Here is a 17,049-nt window from a genome sequence, read left to right on the forward strand (position 1 = left end):
CTCTTCCCTACTCCGCCGCCTCATCGGCGGGTCGTGAACAGCTGCGCGGGGCAGCCGGGCGAGCGCTCAGCGCGCCCGTCGGTCGTCATCCGCACCCACTCGACACCCCATGATGCGGCGAGTTCCGGTCCGCCGTCGAAGAACAGCGCCGTCGCGACGGCATCCGCTCGCATCGCCTCAGGAGCGATCGCCCAGGTGGCCGCCCACGTGCGCACCGGCACGCCGGTGCGGGCGTCCAGGACGTGGTGCAGGCCGTCCCCCCACGCTCGACGATTGACCGCCGAGGCGCAGAGCGCGGCATCCTGCAGTTCGATGACGCCGATCGCCTTCGTGGGATCGTACGGATGCTCGAGCCCCACCCGCACGGCATCGCCGCGGGCCTTCATATCGCCGCCGGCGTCGACCACGAGGTTCCCGGGAACGTCGGAGAGCGCCGTCGCGACGAGGTCGACGAGGCGTCCCTTGCCGAGTGCCCCGACATCGAGGAGGGCGGGAACGGATGCCGTGGCCTCCTCGGTCGTCCAGGTCACCGACGAGGTCCAGTCCTCGGGCGCGGCGACGGGGTCGTGCGCCACGAGCGAGTACGACGAGTCGTAGCCGAGAGCGGACAGGCTGTCGGCGACGAGAGGGTTCACGGCCCCGCGAGTCGCTCGCGACAGCTCACGGTAACCGTCGAGCATGGCTCCCGCATCAGGAGACGAGATCGACCCGCCGTCCCGGCCGACTCGCGTGACCGCGGAATCCTCGCGGAACCGTGACCACTCACGGTCGAACCGCTCGATCTCGGCGCCGACCCTCTCGCGGTCGTGCACGCCGAGCTCGTGCGACGTCTCGATCTCCCAGGCCGTGCCGATCGCGTCGAAGCGCCAGATCGCCATGGGTGGTCAGGCGCCTCAGGCGGCCGCCTGCTCCTTGATCGACTCGACGGCCTCGTTGAACCCGCCGCTGGTGAGCGACGATCCCGCGACACGACTCACCTCGATGTCGTCGAGCGACTTGCCCACGACCTCATCCGAGATGCCGTCGATGAACTGACCCTGGTACTGCTCGCTCTCGCGGGCCTGCGGGTCACCCGTCACCTCGACCTCCGTGACCAGGCCGTCGGCGACGGTGAGAGTCACGGTGATCTCCTCGACCGTCTCAGGAGTCTGGTACGAGCCGTCGGCCGTGTACGTGCCGTCGGCGTAGTCGCCGCTCGTCGCCGCACCGGAATCCGTCGACTCGGTGCTCGTGTCGGTACCGGTGTCGGTGGACTGGTCCTCGGCATCGGCGGTGCCCGAGCAGCCGGCGAGCACGAGAAGCCCGGCGACGCCGGCGAGGGCGGCGCTCTTGCGAACGGAAGTCGGTACAGTCGTGCGGATCATGATGGTCCTCCCGGCCTTGATCGGTGTGTTGATTCGACCGTAGGGAGCGCGTCTATGTGCCGGCTGTGCCCGGAATATCAGCCGCCTAGGCGTCTCCGCCGAACATGCTCGTGACCGATCCGTCTTCGAAGACCTCATGGATGGCACGCGCGAGCATGGGGGCGATCGGAAGTACAGTCAGCTTGTCCCACCGGCGAGACTCGGTCAGCGGGATCGTGTCGGTGACGACGACCTCGTCGATCGAGGCGTCCTGGAGGCGCTCGGACGCCGGGTCGCTGAAGATCGCGTGGGTCGCGGCGACGATCACGCGGTGCGCGCCGTTCGCCTTGAGCGCCTGAGCGGCCTTCACGATGGTGCCACCCGTGTCGATCATGTCATCGACGAGCAGGCAGGTGCGTCCCTCGACGGCTCCGACGATCTCGTGCACCGAGACCTGATTCGCGACCTTCGGGTCGCGACGCTTGTGGATGATCGCCAGCGGGGCGCCGAGGCTGTCTGACCAGGTGTCGGCCACGCGGACACGGCCCATGTCGGGCGAGACGACAGTGAGGATCTCACGGTCGGCAGGGCTCAGAGTGCTCTGGAAGTAGTCGAGCAGCACGGGCTTGGCGAACAGGTGGTCGACGGGGCCGTCGAAGAATCCCTGGATCTGCGCGGCGTGCAGGTCGACGCTCATGACTCGATCTGCACCGGCGGTCTTCAGCAGGTCGGCGACGAGGCGGGCGCTGATCGGCTCACGGCCGCGACCCTTCTTGTCCTGACGCGAATACGGATAGTACGGAGCGACGACGGTGATGCGCTTGGCGGATGCGCGCTTCGCCGCGTCGATCATGATGAGCGTCTCCATGAGCCACTCGTTGACCGGTTCGCCGAAGGTCTGGACGAGGAACAGGTCGCAACCGCGGATCGACACCTCGAAGCGGGCGTAGATCTCACCGGATGCGAAGGTGCGGTGCTCGGTCGGAACGACCTCTGTTCCGAGTGAGGCGGCCACTGCCGCGGTCAGCTCGGGGTGCGATCGACCACCCGCGACCACGAGTCGCTTCTTGGTCTTGGCGACGAGACCCGGAGCGATGCCGTTGTCCCTGTCCAGATCGACCGTCTTCTTCTTGCGCGCCATCGTCCTGCCTACTCCGCCACTCGGGATCGGGCTGCGGCGTCTGCCGCGCCCGTGCCTGCCCTGTTCTTCTCGACCCAACCCTCGATGTTGCGCTGAGGGGCGACGCTCATGGCAAGCGAGCCGGCGGGAACATCCTTTCGGACGACAGCGCCAGCACCTGTCTTGGCGCCAGCTCCCAGCCTAACGGGCGCGACGAGGGTCGTGTGCGAGCCGGTGTGCACCTCGTCCTCGACCACCGTGCGATGCTTGTTCACGTCGTCGTAGTTCGCCGTGATCGTGCTCGCGCCGAGGTTGACGCCGCGGCCGATGGTCGCGTCTCCGACGTACGACAGATGCGGCACCTTGCTGCCCTCGCCGATCTCGGCGTTCTTGGTCTCGACGTACGCGCCGATCTTGCCGCGCGCTCCGAGGACCGTGCCGGGGCGGAGGAACGAGAACGGTCCGACGGTGGCCTCGGCGCCGATCACGGCGAGCGTGGCATCGGTGCGGCGGACGATCGCGTCCTCCCCCACCTCGCAGTCGACGAGGGTCGTGTCCGGCCCGATGATGGCGCCTTCGGCGATCGTCGTGGCCCGCAGGATGTGGGTGTTCGGGAGGATCGTGACGTCGGGCGCGAGAGTGGCGTCGTCGTCGATCCAGGTCGTCGCGGGATCGATCACCGTGACGCCCTCGAGCTGCCAGCGCCGCACGATGCGGCGGTTGAGCAGACGACCGACCTCGGCCAGTTGAGCGCGGTCGTTGACGCCGTAGGTGACGGTGACGTCGGAGACGACGGATGCCGCCACACGGCTGCCGTCGCGGCGGAGAAGCCCGGGGACGTCGGTCAGGTACATCTCGCCCTGCGCGTTGTCGACGCCCACCGACGGCAGGTATCTGCGAAGCGTCGAGACCCGGAAGACGTACATGCCGGCGTTGATCTCGCTGACAGCGGCTTCGTCGGGGCTCGCATCCTTCTGCTCGACCACGCGATCGACCCCGCCGTCGGCATCGCGGATAACACGGCCGTAGCCGGTCGGATCCTCGACCACCGCGGTCATGAGCGTCGCCTCGGCGTCGGCGGCGCGGTGCGCGTCGAGGAACGAGCGCAGCGTGTCGGCATCCGCGAGGGGGCAGTCGCCCGAGAGCACGAGCACGTCGCCGTCGAAGTCGGCGGGAAGCGCGTCGACCGCCACCTGCACCGCGCGGCCGGTGCCGGGCACATCGTCCTGGTCGATGAAGACCGCGGCCGGGTAGTCCTTCTCGAGTGCGGCGACGACCTGGTCGCGCTCGTGACGCACGACGACCTCGACGTGGTCGGCCTCGAGGCGGCCGGCCGTCGTGAGCACGTGTCCGACCAGCGGGCGCCCGCCGATCGGGTGCAGCACCTTCGGCAGGCGCGAGCGCATGCGGGTGCCCTGCCCTGCGGCGAGGATGATGATCGCGAGATTGTTCCCAGTCATGCTCCGCCGCCAGGACTCGAACCTAGACCTCACAGCTCCAAAGGCTGTCGTGCTGCCATTACACCACGGCGGACCGCGGCCCCCGAGGGCGCCGCGGGTCAAGTCTGCCACGTCCGCCTGCGTGCTACCGGCGATAATGGACGGATGACTGAGGCGGATGAGGTTGATCGGATCGTCGGCGCCTGGAACACCCAGCGCCCCGACCTCGACTTCTCACCGCTCGAGGTGCTGTCACGCATGGATCGGCTGACCAGGCTGCTCGACCGCGCGCGCAGAGACGTGTTCCGGCGCAGCGATCTGGAGGCCTGGGAATGGGACGTGCTGTCGGCGCTGCGCCGCGCCGGCGCCCCCTTCCAGCTCTCCCCCAAGCAGCTGCTGCAGCAGACCCTCGTCTCGAGCGGCACCATGACGAACCGCATCGACCGATTGGTCGGCCGCCGTTTCGTCCGACGCGAGGGCGACCCCGCCGACGGTCGCAGCGTGCTCGTGACGCTCACCGACGACGGGCGCATCCGCGTGGATGCCGCGATCACGCGCCTCGTCGACGTCGAGGACGACCTGCTGCAGGCGCTGTCACGGGGCGACCGCGATCGGCTCGCTGCGCTGCTGCGCAAGCTCAGCCTGAGCTTCGACGCGTGAGGGGCTGACGGATGGGCATGCTGTCACCTCTTCCGGTGCGCCACGGCGTCGGCGCGACACGTCTGCACCTGCCGATGAGCGGCGAGTGGCCGACGGTCGGCGCCTACATGATCGATCGCTTCTTCCACCTCGATCCCGAAGGCCTGCTCAGCCGCTTCGATCGCGGCGAGATCGTCGCCCGCGACGGCACCCCCCTCGCGCGGGACACTCCTCTGGGCGTCGAGGAGTTCATCTGGTACTACCGCGACCCGCCCGTCGAGACCCGGCTCCCCGTCGAGATCGAGGTGATCCATCAGGACGACGATCTGGTGGTCATCGACAAGCCCCATTTCCTGCCCACCATCCCCGGCGGGAAGTTCCTGCAGAACTCCGCGCTGATCCGACTGCGCAACCTGCTCGGCAACGATGAGCTGGCGCCGATCCACCGCCTCGACCGGGCGACCGCAGGAGTCCTGATGTTCTCGGCGAGGCCGGCCACCAGGGGGCCGTATCAGCTGCTGTTCGAGACACGGCAGGTGCAGAAGGTCTATGAGGCCGTGTCGGCTCGTCCGGCGGACTGGGACGCCTCGCGGTTCCCCCTCGTGTACCGCAACCACATCGTCAAGCTCCGCAACGAGCTGAAGGTGAAGGTCGACGACGAGCGGGAGCCGAACGCCGAGACGCAGATCGACGTGATCGACGCCGACGATCGCGTCGTGCACACGCTGCTGCACCCGCACAGCGGCAAGATGCATCAGCTGCGGGTGCATCTCGCAGCGCTGGGCCTCGGCATCCTGAACGACCCGTTCTACCCCGAGCTGCGCGGCGAGAAGCCCGACGACTTCGATCACCCCATGCAGCTGCTCGCCCGCGAGCTGCATTTCGTCGACCCGCTGAGCGGCGCGCCGCGGGTCTTCACCACGACGCGCACGCTGCAGGAGGCACCGATCAGCGGCGCATGATCTTGCGCGCGAGCCACGTGCCGAGCATCTGCACGAGATGCACGAACACGACGATGAGCACGATCGCCGTCCACATGACGACCGGCTCGAACTGTCGGAACCCGTAGATCTGCGCGAAGGCACCGAGGCCGCCGCCGCCGATGAGCCCTGCCATGGCGGTCATGTCGATGAGAGCCACCACGATGAAGGTGTAGCCGAGGATCAGCGGCCCGAGCGACTCGGGAATCGCGACCGTGAAGAGGATGCGGGCAGGCCCCGCCCCCATGGCTCGCGCCGCCTCGATCACGCCGGGCGAGACCGATACGAGGTGCTGCTCGACGATGCGGCCGATGGCGAAGGCCGCGGCCAGACCGATCATGAACGCTCCGGCCGTGGTGCCGATGCCCGTGCCGACCACGGCGCGGGCGAACGGCTGCGCCACGGCCACGAAGAGCACGAACGGGATCGGCCGGAAGAAGTTCACGCCGAGGTTGGCGATGACCGACACGGCCCTGTTCTCGGCGAGCCCGCCGGGACGGGTGACGTAGAGGATGACACCGATCGCGAGACCGAGGACGCCACCCAGCACGAGGGCGAACGACGTCATGTACAGCGTCTCGAGGGCGGCCTTCCAGAGGTCGGGCCACAGTTCGTTCAGACGATCCATCAGCGTGCCTCTTCTTCTGCGATCTCGGTGACATCGACGCGTCTGCCGATCTCGTCGAGGGTGCGGTCGATCACGGCGCTCTCGCCGCGGATCGCGAGGGTGAGGTGTCCGAAGGCCCGACCGCGGATGTCGTTGATACCGCCGTACACCAGCTCGAAATCGAGCCCGGCACCGGCGAGGTCGAGGAAGACCTGCGCCTGCGACGAGTCGCCGTCGCGGAACGAGAAGGTGACGAGACGACCCCGATGACGCTCCCGCAGCACGCTGAGCTCGGACGGAGTGGGGATGCCCTTCACGACCGTGCCGACGAACCGCTGCGATGCCGGGTTCTGCGGGGCGGAGAACACGTCGAAGACGTCGCCCTGCTCGATCACCCGACCGTTCTCCATGACCGCGACCTTCGTGGCGATCGTCTGGATGACATCCATCTCGTGCGTGATCACGACGATCGTGACGCCCTGCTCCTGGTTGACCCGCTTGAGCAGATCGAGCACCTCATGCGTGGTCTGCGGGTCGAGGGCGCTGGTGGCCTCGTCCGCGAGCAGGATCGCAGGGTCGGTGGCCAAGGCGCGGGCGATGCCGACGCGCTGCTTCTGGCCCCCGGAGAGCTGTTCGGGGTAGGCCTTCGCCTTGTCGGCGAGCCCGACGAAGCTCAGCAGATCCGTGACGCGCTTGTCGATGTCCGCCTTCGACCACCCTGCGAGCTTCAGCGGGTACGCGATGTTCGCCTTGACGCTGCGCGAGGCGAACAGGTTGAACTGCTGGAAGATCATGCCGATGCCGCCGCGGACCTTGCGCAGCTCGCTCTCCTTGAGAGCCGTGATGTCGATGCCGTCGACCGTGATGGTGCCGCTCGTCGCCGGCTCGAGCGCGTTGATCAGTCGCACGAGCGTCGACTTGCCCGCACCCGAGTATCCGATGATGCCGAAGACGTCCCCCTTCTCGATCGAGAGGGTGACATCGTCGACGGCCACGATCTCGGCGTCGTCACGGGTGCGGGAGGGGTAGGTCTTCGAGACGTTCGTCAGGGTGACGATCGGCATGCGGTGCTCCGGTCTGCTTCGGGAACGAAGAATCGGGTGACGCACGAAGCGCCACCCGATTCTCCCTCATCGGACGGGGGTGTCAGTCACCCCGGTCGTCCTACTTGTTGGCCTCGGTGTCCTTCTGGACCTTCTCGAGCGAGGAGACGAGGTCCTCGACGGGGGTCTGCAGCGGCACCGCGGTGTCACCCGACGACTCGAGCAGACCGGCCTGCACGTCCTCGTTCGTCTGGAAGATCTCGACGAGCTTGAGGTACGTCTCGTTGTCGGCGTCCTCGGCGCGTGCCGCGAAGATGTTCACGTACGGCAGCGCGTTCGGGTCCTCGGGGTCGTCCTGAGCGATCGCGTCATCGAAAGTGAGACCGGCGTCCTCGACGAAGTCGTTGTTGATGATCGCCGCGGCGACATCGGGCAGCGACGTCGGGATCAGCGCGGCCTCGAGCGCCGTGACCTCGACCTTGGACTTGCCCGTGTCGATGTCGGAGAGGTCGGAGAAGATCGTGCCGCCGCTCTTGAGCTCGATGAGTCCGGCCGACTGCAGCACGAGCAGCGCACGGGCCTGGTTCGATGCGTCGTCCGGGACGGCGACGGTCTCGCCCTCGGGGATGTCCTTGACGTCGTCGTACTTCTGCGAGTACAGACCCAGCGGGTAGATCGCGGTCGAGCCGATCGGCGTGAGGTCGGAGCCCGATGCCGTGTTGTATTCGGCGAGGTACACGATGTGCTGGAACTGGTTGAGGTCGATCTCGCCCTCGGTCAGTGCGGGGTTGGGCTGCTCGTACGAGCCGAAGTCGACGAGCTCGACCGTGATGCCCTCGTCAGCGGCGGCCTCGACGAACGGAGCCCACTGCGCGTCTCCCTTGCCGACGACGCCGATCTTGACGGTCTCGTTCTCGGAGTCACCGCCACCGGAGCCGGCGTCGGAGGATGCCGTCGCGCAGCCTGCGAGCGCGACGAAGAGCGGGACCGCGGCGAGCGCGGCGATGACGGATGTGGTCCGACGGGATGCTGTGATGGACATGAGTGTTCGGGTTCCTCTCTTGGGGGACTCGAATACGTTAGGCAGGCCGATACGCTCCGCGACAATCGAGTGTCACAGAGCGTCACAGCTCTCAGTCGTAGTCCTCGATGCCCTGCAGTCGAACCTGTTCGAGATCGAGCCGCGCCGAGATCCGGCGGACCACGAGGTCGTCGACCGTTCCGTCTCTTCGCAGTCCGAGCAGCACCTCGCGTTTGCGGTCGATGAGCGCGAGCTTGAGGCGCGTGTGCTCCTCGTGACGCAGCAGTGGCGACCGTTGCATGACGTCGACGTCGGCCGAGGTGGCGATCATCTGCAGAGTCCTGACCTCGCCGTCCGCGAGCTCGCCGTCGTCGCCGACGCGAGTCGCATCCGGCAGTCGCAGCGCGACCGACGCCTCCGCGGCACCGGCATCCGCTCCCCCACCGATCTGCTGTCCGCCGCCCAGTGGATCGGGCTCGTCGAGCATGACATCGAGCGCCTGCGCCTCGGCGTCGACGATCGCCTGCTCGCGCGCCAGCGCCCGCGCGTTCGAGAACTCGAGCATCTGGTAACCCTCGGCGCGCACCTTGTCGCGGATCTCCTGGCCGACGCCGTGCTCGACGGCGAGGTCGTCGAGGGCGGCGAGCGCCGCGCCCGAGATCGTCCGCTCCGCGAGCTCGTACTCCTCGGCCTCCATGTGATCGACCGGGAACCGCGCCCAGCGGACGATCGCCGGCAGCATCGGACCCTGCACGAGCAGACTGAGCAGGATCACTCCCGCCGTGACGAAGACGATCTCGTCACGTCCGGCGATCTCGCCCTCGGTACCGCTGGCGACCGGAACCGACAGGGCGATCGCGAGCGAGACGGCGCCGCGCATGCCGGCCACCGTCGACACCGCCATCGACCGGGCCTTGGCACCGCGCGACGGCAGCGCCGGGTTTCGCCGCTGGAAGGGCGCGTTCAGCAGCTGGAAGACGTACCTGACCACCAGCAGCGTCACCCACACCGCCAGGGTGATGAGCAGCAGCCTGCCGATCGCGGCCGCCGAGATCTCGTGCGCGACGAACTGCACTTCGAGACCGATGAGCACGAAGAGCGCTCCGTTGAGCAGGAAGACACCGAACGGCCACGCGGCATCGGCCTGCCTCCGCGACGAGGCGGTCGTCACCCGCGGCGAGACGTACGCGACGATGAGGCCGGCGACGACGACCGCGAGCACACCCGAGGCGTGCGCGATCTCGGCGAGCAGGAATGCGGTGAACGGGATGAGCAGGAGCGTGACGTTGATGACGATCGTCGACGAGGTCCGACGCAGCAGCAGGTAGCCGAGGCCGGCGATCACGACGCCGGCCGCCACTCCTCCGACATACGAGGTGAGTACCGACATCGTCACCGACAGCGGCGTGATGTTGCCGCCGAGCGCCAGGGAGACGGCGATCGCGTAGAGCACGAGAGCGGTTCCGTCGTTTGTGAGGCTCTCGGCCTTGAGCTTCATGAACATGCGTCGGGGCAGCAGCCTGCCGAGGGCTGCGACGGCCGTCGCGTCCGGCGGGGCCACGGCGGCGCCGAGGATCAGGGCGGTCTCCCACGGCATCCCGAACAGCAGACCGATGCCAGCGACGGCGAACGCGGATGCCACGACCAGCACCGTGCTCATCGGAAGGATGTAGCGGAAGTCGCGCCGGATCGATCGCAGCGAGGTCGTGAGGCTCTCCCAGAACAGCATCACCGGGAGGAACAGCAGCAGAACGGTCTCCGGGGGAAGCTGGATCTCGCGCAGCTGCGGCACGAAGCCGAGCAGCAGTCCGAAGATCACGAGCACGAGCGGCAGCGCGAGCCGCACGCGCGGCGCGATCAGCGTGCCCATGAGGATCGTGAGTCCGATCAGGACGGTGACCTCGAGTCCTTCCATCTGAACCTCCCGAGTACCGCAGGATCAAGCTGTGCGATCCCGGCTGGCATCGAACCCCGCCCAGAGCACAGCGCATTCGACTGCCACCGTATTCCCGCGACGGCGGAAGGACCAGACCTCTCGTCAGTCGAGCTCTTCGGTCAGCTCGAACCAGCGGAGTTCGAGCTCCTCGATCTCGGCCTGCTGCTCGCTGATCGCCTTCATCTTCTCGCCGAGGCCGGCGAAGTCCGACTGATCGTGATCTGCCAGAGCGGTCTTCGCCCTGTCGACCTGCTGTGTGAGCTTCTGGATGCGCCGCTCGAGCGACGCGACCTCCTTCTGGGCTGCGCGCAGTGCGGCGCCGTCGAGGCTGGGGGCCTTCTTCGCGGTGTTGACGGCCGTCTGCGACTTGCCCGGGGTCGAGGTCTGCAGCTCACGCAGGCGCAGGTACTCGTCGACGCCTCCGGGAAGGTGCCGCAGGTGTCCGTCGAGGATCGCGAACTGCTGATCGGTGACGCGCTCGAGGAAGTACCGATCGTGGCTGACCACCAGCAGGGTTCCCGACCACGAATCGAGCAGGTCCTCGATCGCCGCGAGCATGTCTGTGTCGAGATCGTTGGTCGGCTCGTCGAGGATCAGCACGTTGGGCTGATCGAGGAGCACGAGCAGCAGCTGCAGACGGCGCTGCTGGCCTCCGGAGAGGTCCTTCACCGGGGTGGAGAGCTGCGCGGAATCGAAGCCCAGTCGCTCGAGCAGCTGACCCGGCGTGAGTTCCTGCGCCTTCGAGCCGGAGCCCATCGTGTAGGAGGTGCGCAGCCGCGAGATCACGACACGCACCGGCTCTCGCCTGACGTCTTCGAGTTCGTCGAGGCGCTGCGTCAGCGTCTTCACCTTGACGGTCGTGCCGCGCTTCACCCGGCCGACGGTGGGCTCGACGGTGCCTGAGATGAGCCCGAGCAGCGTCGACTTGCCGGCGCCGTTCACGCCGAGGATGCCGGTGCGCTCCCCCGGCGCGATGCGCCATTCGACGTCGCGGAGCACTGTCTTGGTGCCGCCGTCTGCCGTCTGATACGTCACTCCGACGTCGAGCAGGTCGACGACGTCCTTGCCCAGACGCGACACGGCGAGCGACTGCAGCGAGATCTTGTCGCGGATCTCCGGCACGTCCGCGATGAGCTCGTTGGCCGCCTCGATGCGGAACTTCGGCTTCGCGGTCCGCGCAGGCGCGCCTCGACGCAGCCACGCGAGCTCCTTCTTCGCGAGGTTCTGACGCTTCGCCTCGGTGGCGGCGGCCATCCGGTCGCGCTCGACGCGCTGCAGGATGTACGCCGCGTAGCCGCCTTCGAAGGGCTCGACGATGCGGTCGTGCACCTCCCAGGTCTCGGTGCAGATCTCATCGAGGAACCACCGGTCGTGGGTCACGACCAGGAGAGCCCCGGAGTTCGCGCTCCACCGCTTCTTCAGGTGCCCGGCGAGCCACGTGATCGCCTCGACGTCGAGGTGGTTGGTGGGCTCGTCGAGCGCGATGACGTCCCAGTCCCCCGTCAGCAGCTTGGCGAGCGAGACGCGACGACGCTGACCACCGCTGAGGGCTCCGATCTCGGCATCCCAGGGCAGATCCTTCAGCAGGCCCTCGATCACGTCGCGGATGCGGGGGTCGCCCGCCCACTCGTACTCCGGGGTGTCGCCGACGACCGCCGCGCTGATGGTCAGGTCGTCGCTGAGCGTGTCGGCCTGAGAGAGCACACCGATCGTCGTGCCGCCGCGCACCGTGACTCGGCCCGAGTTCGGCTCCTTGATGCCGGCGAGCATCCCCAGAAGGCTCGACTTGCCGTCGCCGTTGCGGCCGACGATGCCGATGCGGTCACCCTCTTCGATGCCGAGGGTCACGGAGTCGAAGACGACCCTCGTCGGATATTCGAGATGAAGGGCTTCTGCCCCGAGAAGATGTGCCATGTCATTCCCCAGGGTAGTCGCGCGGGCTGGGGGCTCGGTCAGCGCCTATCCCGTTCCTTCGGGCTTCGCCGACCCGAAGAGTTCGGGAAGGGACGCGACGAACTCGTCGAAGTGGCTGTACCAGACGGTGTGCGCGGCTCCGGGGATGCGCCGCACCTCGATGCCGTGCGCCTCGAAACCGGCGATGTCGGCGGGCGTCACCCAGTCGCTCGGCTCGGCGCAGACGACGATCGACCCCGGGCAGGGAAGCCACGCGTGATCGGCACCGCACGAGATCGATGCCGTCGTCGCCGGATCGAAGCGTCGGGCCGCGAGAGCTTCGACCTCGGCATCCCTCTCCGAGTAGAACGGACGTGACGCGCGGAGCGACTTCGGGGACAGTCTCGCCTCGCGATCACGGGCGTATCTCTCTGTCAGGAGCTCGCGGTCGTGGCCCCCGGCGACGACGAGCGCGGCATCGACATAGATGGCCGACGCCGGTCCGAGCAGTGGGGCGGCCTCTGCGAGGACACTCGCGCCGTAGGAGTGTCCGATGGCTGCGATCAGCCGCTCCGGCGCGAGACTTCTGACCGTCTCGATCACCGACGCTGTGGCCTGCTCGATCGTCAGCCTCGCGTCTCGCGGCGACAGACCGTGACCGGGGAGGTCGATCGCCAGCACACGGAACCCCTGCTCGACGAGCAGGGGAATCACGCGCCACCAGCTGTCTGACGACCCCATCATCCCGTGGAGCAGGACCACCGTGCGAGGGCCCGCGCCGACATCGAGCGCGTGAAGGAGCATGAGGTCAGTGTCGCACGGTTCGTTACCCGGTCGTTATCATAACGGCCCTGGAATGTATCGCATCTTTGTTCGAATGTCGGTGGAGGGTGGTTGACTCGGAGACATGACAGCACTGCTCGATGCGACGGATGCGCAGATGGTGACGCTCGCCGATCTGGTGACGTCGCTGCAGGTCGCGGAGGCGACGGTGAACAGCATGATGGCCGCCCGTGACGGCCTGCTGGCGATCGCGAGTCGGCTGGCGATCGACATCGCGAGACAGGGCGACCATCCTGATCGCGGCGACCACTCGATCCGCACCATCGCAGCCGAGATCGGAGCAGTGCAGCATGTCAGCGATCGCACGATCGAGCGCCGGATGGCGGCTGCCGAACTGCTGGTCGATCGGTTCCCTGCGGTGTGGGCCGCGCAAGGCGCAGGGCGCATCAGCGCGGCTCACTCCCGGGTGATCGTGGATGCCGGAGCGCGCATCGAGTCGTCGAGCGATCGCGAGGGCTACTCCGCGGCGATCCTTCCGCTCGCCGAGGTGGAATCACCGAACCGGCTGCGCGCGCTGGCGCGCCGCATGGCGGAGCGTTTCGCTCCGACGACGGTGTCGGAGAGGCACCGCACGTCGCGCGCTCAGCGGCGCGTCTGGGTCACCGACGGCGAAGACGGGATGGCAGCGCTGCACACGCACGCGCCTGCCGCTCTCGTCCACGGCATGTTCGATCGACTCTCGCAGATGGCGCACGCGCTGCGCGCCGAGAATCTGCGCGCCAAGCGGCAGGCGGCTCGCGACGGCGGCGAATACGAGTCGGACGACCGGACCGTCGACGAGATCCGCGCTGATCTTCTCGCCGATCTGGTGCTCAGCGGCCGACCCACGGGCCATGACAGTGACGATGGCCTGCTCGGCGAGATCCTGGCGCGCATCGAGGTGACGGTTCCGGTGACGACGCTCATGGATGACGACGCGCGTGAAGAGTCGGATGCCGAGACAACGCCGCCCGCCGAGCTCGATGGCGTGATTCCGATCGATGTCGACACCGCGCGCCGGCTGGCAGGGCAGACGAAAGGCTGGGAGCGGGTGCTGACGCATCCGATCAGCGGTCGGGTGCTCGCCGTCGACCGATACCGGCCGAGTCGTCACCTGCGCAGGCACCTGCGGGCGCGAGATCAGCGATGTCGATTCCCCGCGTGCGGGATTCCGGCGCGGAAATGCGACCTCGACCACAACCACGCCGCCTCGACGGGCGGCGCGACCTGCGAGACGAATCTTGCATCGTTCTGCCGCCGACATCACATTCTCAAACATCAGACTCCGTGGCACGTCGAGCAGAGGCCGGGCGGGGTCATGGAGTGGACGAGTCCCACGGGTCGAACGTATATCGATACTCCCCCTGCGCCGAACACGGTGACCTTCACCGAGTCGGACACAGTTCGCGCCCCGTTCTGACGAGCACGCGGGCGTTCGTGTGGGGCTGTGGACAACCGTGACGCGCGCACGCCCGATTTCACTACGGTGGCGCGGTGACTCCTCCTCCATTGCGAACATCGCCCCTGCCCTCGACACATCACCGACGAGGGGACGCTGCCACCGCTCGGTGGCGGACAGCAAGCGCCGCCGTCGCGGTCATCACGCTCATGCTCGCGGGATGCGTGCCGGATCCGGAGCCCTCGCCCGCTCCCACCGCAGCATTCGCCACAGAGGAAGAGGCTTTCGCGGCTGCGGAAGAGGTGTATCGGGCATACAACGATGCTGGTAACGCCCGCATTCGGGGCGAGGCCGAGCCCAATCCGCAGGCATTTCTTGAAGGGGTGGCGCTGGAAAATGACGTCGACGCGCAGAACTCGTTTCGCGAGTGGGGACTTCGCGCCGATGGAGAGGCTATCGTCACTTCGTTCCGAGGCACCGAGGCCAACGTCGATGACCGCGTCGCAACTGTGACGAGTGTTGTATGCATCGACGTGTCCGCCCTGCGAGTCTTGAACGCTGATGGTGTGGATGTCACTCCCGCTGATCGGGGCGATGTAGTTTCTCAACTCGTCCAGTTCACAGGAGACCAAGCAAGGCTGAGAATCAGTGTTGAGAGCTCGGCGGACGGGGCCTCATGTTGAGCAAGATCGCAGCCGGGACTTTGACTCTCGGTCTAATCTTCGCCTGGCCGGCGAACGCAGTCGACGCGTCCTCTTATTGCGCTGGCGCATCAGAGAAAATGGGCTTGTGCGGCTCCACCGACGGCTCATCCCTCACCGTCTCGGGTACGCAACAGCAACCGAGTACTGACCCCGGCACGAACTCCCGACGGGGCGACGGGAGTCCTGGCGACCGCACCGGCCCCAGCGAACCATCGGGTCCGAGCCAGGAGGCGATCGATCTCGCGGAGTGCATGGACGACTCGGGAACCACGCGGTGCGCACGTCGCGCCAACCCGCCAGGGCAGCCGTCGCCCCCGTCGTCCACGCCTGGGACCCCGACGATCACAATCTCCGACCTGGCACGATTCGCTCCGGCATCCGTCCTCGCGGCCGCCGAGCCCGGGAACGTCGGGATCGCCGGGATGCCGACGAACTTCGTCGGCGCCGCAACGGCCCAGATCCAGAACGGCGAGCTTTTCGGCATCCCTCTCCGCGTTCGTTTCACGCCGGCGGTCTACGTCTACACCTACGGCGACGGAAGCTCGGCCACCGTGACCACGCCCGGCCAGACCTGGGCGTCGCTCGGCCAGGCGCAGTTCACGCCGACCCCGACGAGTCATGTGTATCGCGAACCCGGCGTGTACTCGGCACACGTGGACATCCGCTACTCCGCTCAGGTCGACCTCGGCGCCGGCTGGGTCGACGTCACCGGACAGCTCACCACCCCGGGCCCCACCCAGGATGTCCGCATCCTCGAGGCGCACACCGCACTGGTCGCCCACACGTGTGCCGAGGATCCCGCGGGAATCGGCTGCTGAACGGCATCCGACGCACAGAGTGAAGACGACCGAAGAAGCGCGCGGAGACAGACGAGCCGCCCGGAACCCGAAGGTCCGGACGGCTCGTCTGCTGTGCGAGAGCGATGTCGCTTACTGGTACGACTTCACGATCTCGAGGAGGCTCGGCACGTTTGCGTATGCCTCGGCAGCGTTCTCCTTGGTGACGATGACCGGGTCGAGCAGGTATGCCGGGACGACCTTGGCGCCGTTGTCGTACGACTCCTCGTCGTTGACGTCGACGGTCTCGCCCTTCTGCAGCTGGCCGACCATCTTGATCGACTGCTCGACGAGCAGCGTCGTGTCCTTGTTGATCGTGGAGTACTGGATGCCCTCCATGATCGACTTCACCGACTCGACCTCGGAGTCCTGACCCGTGACGACCGGAACCGGCTTGCCTGCCTGCTGCACCGAGGTGATGATGGCGCGAGCGAGCGTGTCGTTCGGCGACAGCACACCGTCGACGACGGCGTCACCGCTGTACGACGAGGTGAGCAGCGTGTCCATGCGGTTCTGCGCGTTCTCCGGGAGCCATCCCTCGGTCGCGGTCTGCGCGATCTCGGTCTGTCCCGACACGACGACCAGGTTGCCGTTGTCGATCTCGGGCTGAAGGACGTCCATCGCGCCGTCGAAGAAGACCTTCGAGTTCGCGTCGTCCGGCGAGCCCGAGAAGAGCTCGATGTTGTACGGCGCCTCGTGACCCGCACGCTCGGCGAGACCGTCGAGCAGAGCCTGGCCCTGCAGCTGGCCGACCTTGAAGTTGTCGAACGCGACGTAGTAGTCGACAGCCTCGGTGTTCTCGATCAGACGGTCGTAGGCGATGACGTAGGCGCCTGCGTCCTTGGCGGCCTGCACCTGCGTGGCGAGCTGCTTGCCGTCCTTCGCACCGATGATGATGACCTTGGCCCCGTTGGTGACCATTGCCTGGATCTGGTTCTGCTGCTCGGCGACCGTGTTGCTCGCGGGAGCGTACTGCACGTCGGCCTTGAAGCCGGCCTCTTCGAGGCCGTCCGTGAACAGCTGACCGGCGAGAACCCAGTTCTCACTGGTCTTGTCGGGGAGTGCGACACCGATCGAGGAGTCTGCCGCGAAGCCTGCTTCGGCCTCGTCGCCGGATCCCGTGTCGGTTCCGCCGCCGCGCTCACCGGAGCAGCCCGTGAGTGCGAAGGCAGCCGTCGCGACGAGCGCTGTCGCTGTGACGATGATCTTCTTCATGTGATCTCTTTCTGTGTGATGTGACGGATTCTGCGTGCGAGCGCTGCGCGGA

16 protein-coding genes and 1 tRNA gene are annotated in these 17,049 nt (G+C 67.4%); 5 read left to right on the forward strand and 12 right to left on the reverse strand.

Annotated features, from left to right (window positions below; genetic code table 11):
- Positions 1-20: 20 nt before the first annotated feature.
- The 5 genes from AB0N61_RS00725 to AB0N61_RS00745 all read right to left on the reverse strand — a co-directional run bounded on the left by AB0N61_RS00725 (position 21) and on the right by AB0N61_RS00745 (position 3,996).
- Positions 21-878 (reverse strand): FAD:protein FMN transferase, encoded by an 858-nt coding sequence (locus tag AB0N61_RS00725; RefSeq protein WP_363361050.1) that lies wholly within the window; start codon positions 876-878, stop codon positions 21-23.
- A 15-nt stretch (positions 879-893) separates the two neighbouring features.
- Positions 894-1,364: an FMN-binding protein gene (locus AB0N61_RS00730; protein ID WP_167947807.1), complete on the reverse strand. Its 471-nt coding sequence runs from the start codon at positions 1,362-1,364 to the stop codon at positions 894-896.
- An 85-nt stretch (positions 1,365-1,449) separates the two neighbouring features.
- Positions 1,450-2,484, reverse strand: a complete 1,035-nt coding sequence (locus AB0N61_RS00735) for a ribose-phosphate diphosphokinase (protein ID WP_167947808.1) — start codon at positions 2,482-2,484, stop codon at positions 1,450-1,452.
- 8 nt (positions 2,485-2,492) lie between these two features.
- Positions 2,493-3,923: a bifunctional UDP-N-acetylglucosamine diphosphorylase/glucosamine-1-phosphate N-acetyltransferase GlmU gene (gene glmU / locus AB0N61_RS00740; RefSeq protein WP_167947809.1), complete on the reverse strand. Its 1,431-nt coding sequence runs from the start codon at positions 3,921-3,923 to the stop codon at positions 2,493-2,495.
- A 1-nt stretch (position 3,924) separates the two neighbouring features.
- Positions 3,925-3,996 (reverse strand) — tRNA-Gln (locus AB0N61_RS00745).
- A gap of 71 nt (positions 3,997-4,067) precedes the next feature.
- On the opposite strand from AB0N61_RS00745, the gene AB0N61_RS00750 reads away from it, so the two are divergent.
- Together AB0N61_RS00750 and AB0N61_RS00755 are read left to right on the forward strand one after the other, a co-directional pair.
- Positions 4,068-4,562 (forward strand): MarR family transcriptional regulator, encoded by a 495-nt coding sequence (locus AB0N61_RS00750; protein ID WP_053097060.1) that lies wholly within the window; start codon positions 4,068-4,070, stop codon positions 4,560-4,562.
- A 17-nt stretch (positions 4,563-4,579) separates the two neighbouring features.
- A complete protein-coding gene (locus AB0N61_RS00755) occupies positions 4,580-5,503 on the forward strand; it encodes a pseudouridine synthase (protein ID WP_363361051.1) in 924 nt (307 codons plus the stop codon).
- Here the strand turns inward: AB0N61_RS00755 and AB0N61_RS00760 are convergent.
- The 6 genes from AB0N61_RS00760 to AB0N61_RS00785 all read right to left on the reverse strand — a co-directional run bounded on the left by AB0N61_RS00760 (position 5,490) and on the right by AB0N61_RS00785 (position 12,825).
- Positions 5,490-6,149 carry a methionine ABC transporter permease gene (locus AB0N61_RS00760; RefSeq protein WP_167947811.1) on the reverse strand — a complete coding sequence of 220 codons (660 nt, stop codon included), beginning with the start codon at positions 6,147-6,149 and terminating at the stop codon, positions 5,490-5,492. The two genes, AB0N61_RS00755 and AB0N61_RS00760, sit on opposite strands and share 14 nt — an antisense overlap.
- Positions 6,149-7,192 (reverse strand): methionine ABC transporter ATP-binding protein, encoded by a 1,044-nt coding sequence (locus AB0N61_RS00765; RefSeq protein ID WP_363361052.1) that lies wholly within the window; start codon positions 7,190-7,192, stop codon positions 6,149-6,151. Before AB0N61_RS00765 ends, AB0N61_RS00760 begins: the two co-directional genes overlap by 1 nt.
- Positions 7,193-7,292: 100 nt before the next feature.
- On the reverse strand, positions 7,293-8,213 hold the full coding sequence (locus tag AB0N61_RS00770) for a MetQ/NlpA family ABC transporter substrate-binding protein (RefSeq protein ID WP_363361054.1): 921 nt from the start codon (positions 8,211-8,213) through the stop codon (positions 7,293-7,295).
- Between the two features lie 91 nt (positions 8,214-8,304).
- On the reverse strand, positions 8,305-10,107 hold the full coding sequence (locus AB0N61_RS00775) for a Na+/H+ antiporter (RefSeq protein ID WP_363361056.1): 1,803 nt from the start codon (positions 10,105-10,107) through the stop codon (positions 8,305-8,307).
- 123 nt (positions 10,108-10,230) lie between these two features.
- Complete coding sequence (locus AB0N61_RS00780) at positions 10,231-12,042, reverse strand: ABC-F family ATP-binding cassette domain-containing protein (RefSeq protein WP_363361057.1); 1,812 nt, start codon at positions 12,040-12,042, stop codon at positions 10,231-10,233.
- Between the two features lie 45 nt (positions 12,043-12,087).
- The gene (locus AB0N61_RS00785; protein ID WP_363361059.1) at positions 12,088-12,825 is read right to left on the reverse strand and encodes an alpha/beta hydrolase family protein; all 738 of its coding nucleotides are present in this window, start codon (positions 12,823-12,825) and stop codon (positions 12,088-12,090) included.
- 103 nt (positions 12,826-12,928) lie between these two features.
- Between AB0N61_RS00785 and AB0N61_RS00790 the strand changes: the two genes are divergently transcribed.
- From AB0N61_RS00790 to AB0N61_RS00800, 3 genes are all read left to right on the forward strand, one after another.
- On the forward strand, positions 12,929-14,263 hold the full coding sequence (locus AB0N61_RS00790) for a DUF222 domain-containing protein (protein WP_363361060.1): 1,335 nt from the start codon (positions 12,929-12,931) through the stop codon (positions 14,261-14,263).
- A gap of 203 nt (positions 14,264-14,466) precedes the next feature.
- Positions 14,467-14,925 (forward strand): hypothetical protein, encoded by a 459-nt coding sequence (locus AB0N61_RS00795; RefSeq protein WP_363361062.1) that lies wholly within the window; start codon positions 14,467-14,469, stop codon positions 14,923-14,925.
- A 443-nt stretch (positions 14,926-15,368) separates the two neighbouring features.
- Positions 15,369-15,764 carry a hypothetical protein gene (locus AB0N61_RS00800; protein ID WP_363361063.1) on the forward strand — a complete coding sequence of 132 codons (396 nt, stop codon included), beginning with the start codon at positions 15,369-15,371 and terminating at the stop codon, positions 15,762-15,764.
- Positions 15,765-15,875: 111 nt separating this feature from the next.
- On the opposite strand, the gene AB0N61_RS00805 is transcribed toward AB0N61_RS00800, so the two are convergent.
- Positions 15,876-16,997, reverse strand: a complete 1,122-nt coding sequence (locus AB0N61_RS00805; protein WP_167947820.1) for a sugar-binding protein — start codon at positions 16,995-16,997, stop codon at positions 15,876-15,878.
- Positions 16,998-17,049 lie beyond the last annotated feature (52 nt).

Source organism: Microbacterium sp. NPDC089320 (assembly GCF_040684875.1).
Classification (GTDB): domain Bacteria; phylum Actinomycetota; class Actinomycetes; order Actinomycetales; family Microbacteriaceae; genus Microbacterium.

What these genes read in the sequence shown, in the direction of transcription:
- AB0N61_RS00725 (WP_363361050.1), bottom strand. Translation starts at nt 878, where the DNA reads ATGGCGATCTGGCGCTTCGACGCGATCGGCACGGCCTGGGAGATCGAG.
- AB0N61_RS00730 (WP_167947807.1), bottom strand. Translation starts at nt 1,364, where the DNA reads ATGATCCGCACGACTGTACCGACTTCCGTTCGCAAGAGCGCCGCCCTC.
- AB0N61_RS00735 (WP_167947808.1), bottom strand. Translation starts at nt 2,484, where the DNA reads ATGGCGCGCAAGAAGAAGACGGTCGATCTGGACAGGGACAACGGCATC.
- glmU (WP_167947809.1), bottom strand. Translation starts at nt 3,923, where the DNA reads ATGACTGGGAACAATCTCGCGATCATCATCCTCGCCGCAGGGCAGGGC.
- AB0N61_RS00750 (WP_053097060.1), top strand. Translation starts at nt 4,068, where the DNA reads ATGACTGAGGCGGATGAGGTTGATCGGATCGTCGGCGCCTGGAACACC.
- AB0N61_RS00755 (WP_363361051.1), top strand. Translation starts at nt 4,580, where the DNA reads ATGCTGTCACCTCTTCCGGTGCGCCACGGCGTCGGCGCGACACGTCTG.
- AB0N61_RS00760 (WP_167947811.1), bottom strand. Translation starts at nt 6,149, where the DNA reads ATGGATCGTCTGAACGAACTGTGGCCCGACCTCTGGAAGGCCGCCCTC.
- AB0N61_RS00765 (WP_363361052.1), bottom strand. Translation starts at nt 7,192, where the DNA reads ATGCCGATCGTCACCCTGACGAACGTCTCGAAGACCTACCCCTCCCGC.
- AB0N61_RS00770 (WP_363361054.1), bottom strand. Translation starts at nt 8,213, where the DNA reads ATGTCCATCACAGCATCCCGTCGGACCACATCCGTCATCGCCGCGCTC.
- AB0N61_RS00775 (WP_363361056.1), bottom strand. Translation starts at nt 10,107, where the DNA reads ATGGAAGGACTCGAGGTCACCGTCCTGATCGGACTCACGATCCTCATG.
- AB0N61_RS00780 (WP_363361057.1), bottom strand. Translation starts at nt 12,042, where the DNA reads ATGGCACATCTTCTCGGGGCAGAAGCCCTTCATCTCGAATATCCGACG.
- AB0N61_RS00785 (WP_363361059.1), bottom strand. Translation starts at nt 12,825, where the DNA reads ATGCTCCTTCACGCGCTCGATGTCGGCGCGGGCCCTCGCACGGTGGTC.
- AB0N61_RS00790 (WP_363361060.1), top strand. Translation starts at nt 12,929, where the DNA reads ATGACAGCACTGCTCGATGCGACGGATGCGCAGATGGTGACGCTCGCC.
- AB0N61_RS00800 (WP_363361063.1), top strand. Translation starts at nt 15,369, where the DNA reads ATGCCGACGAACTTCGTCGGCGCCGCAACGGCCCAGATCCAGAACGGC.
- AB0N61_RS00805 (WP_167947820.1), bottom strand. Translation starts at nt 16,997, where the DNA reads ATGAAGAAGATCATCGTCACAGCGACAGCGCTCGTCGCGACGGCTGCC.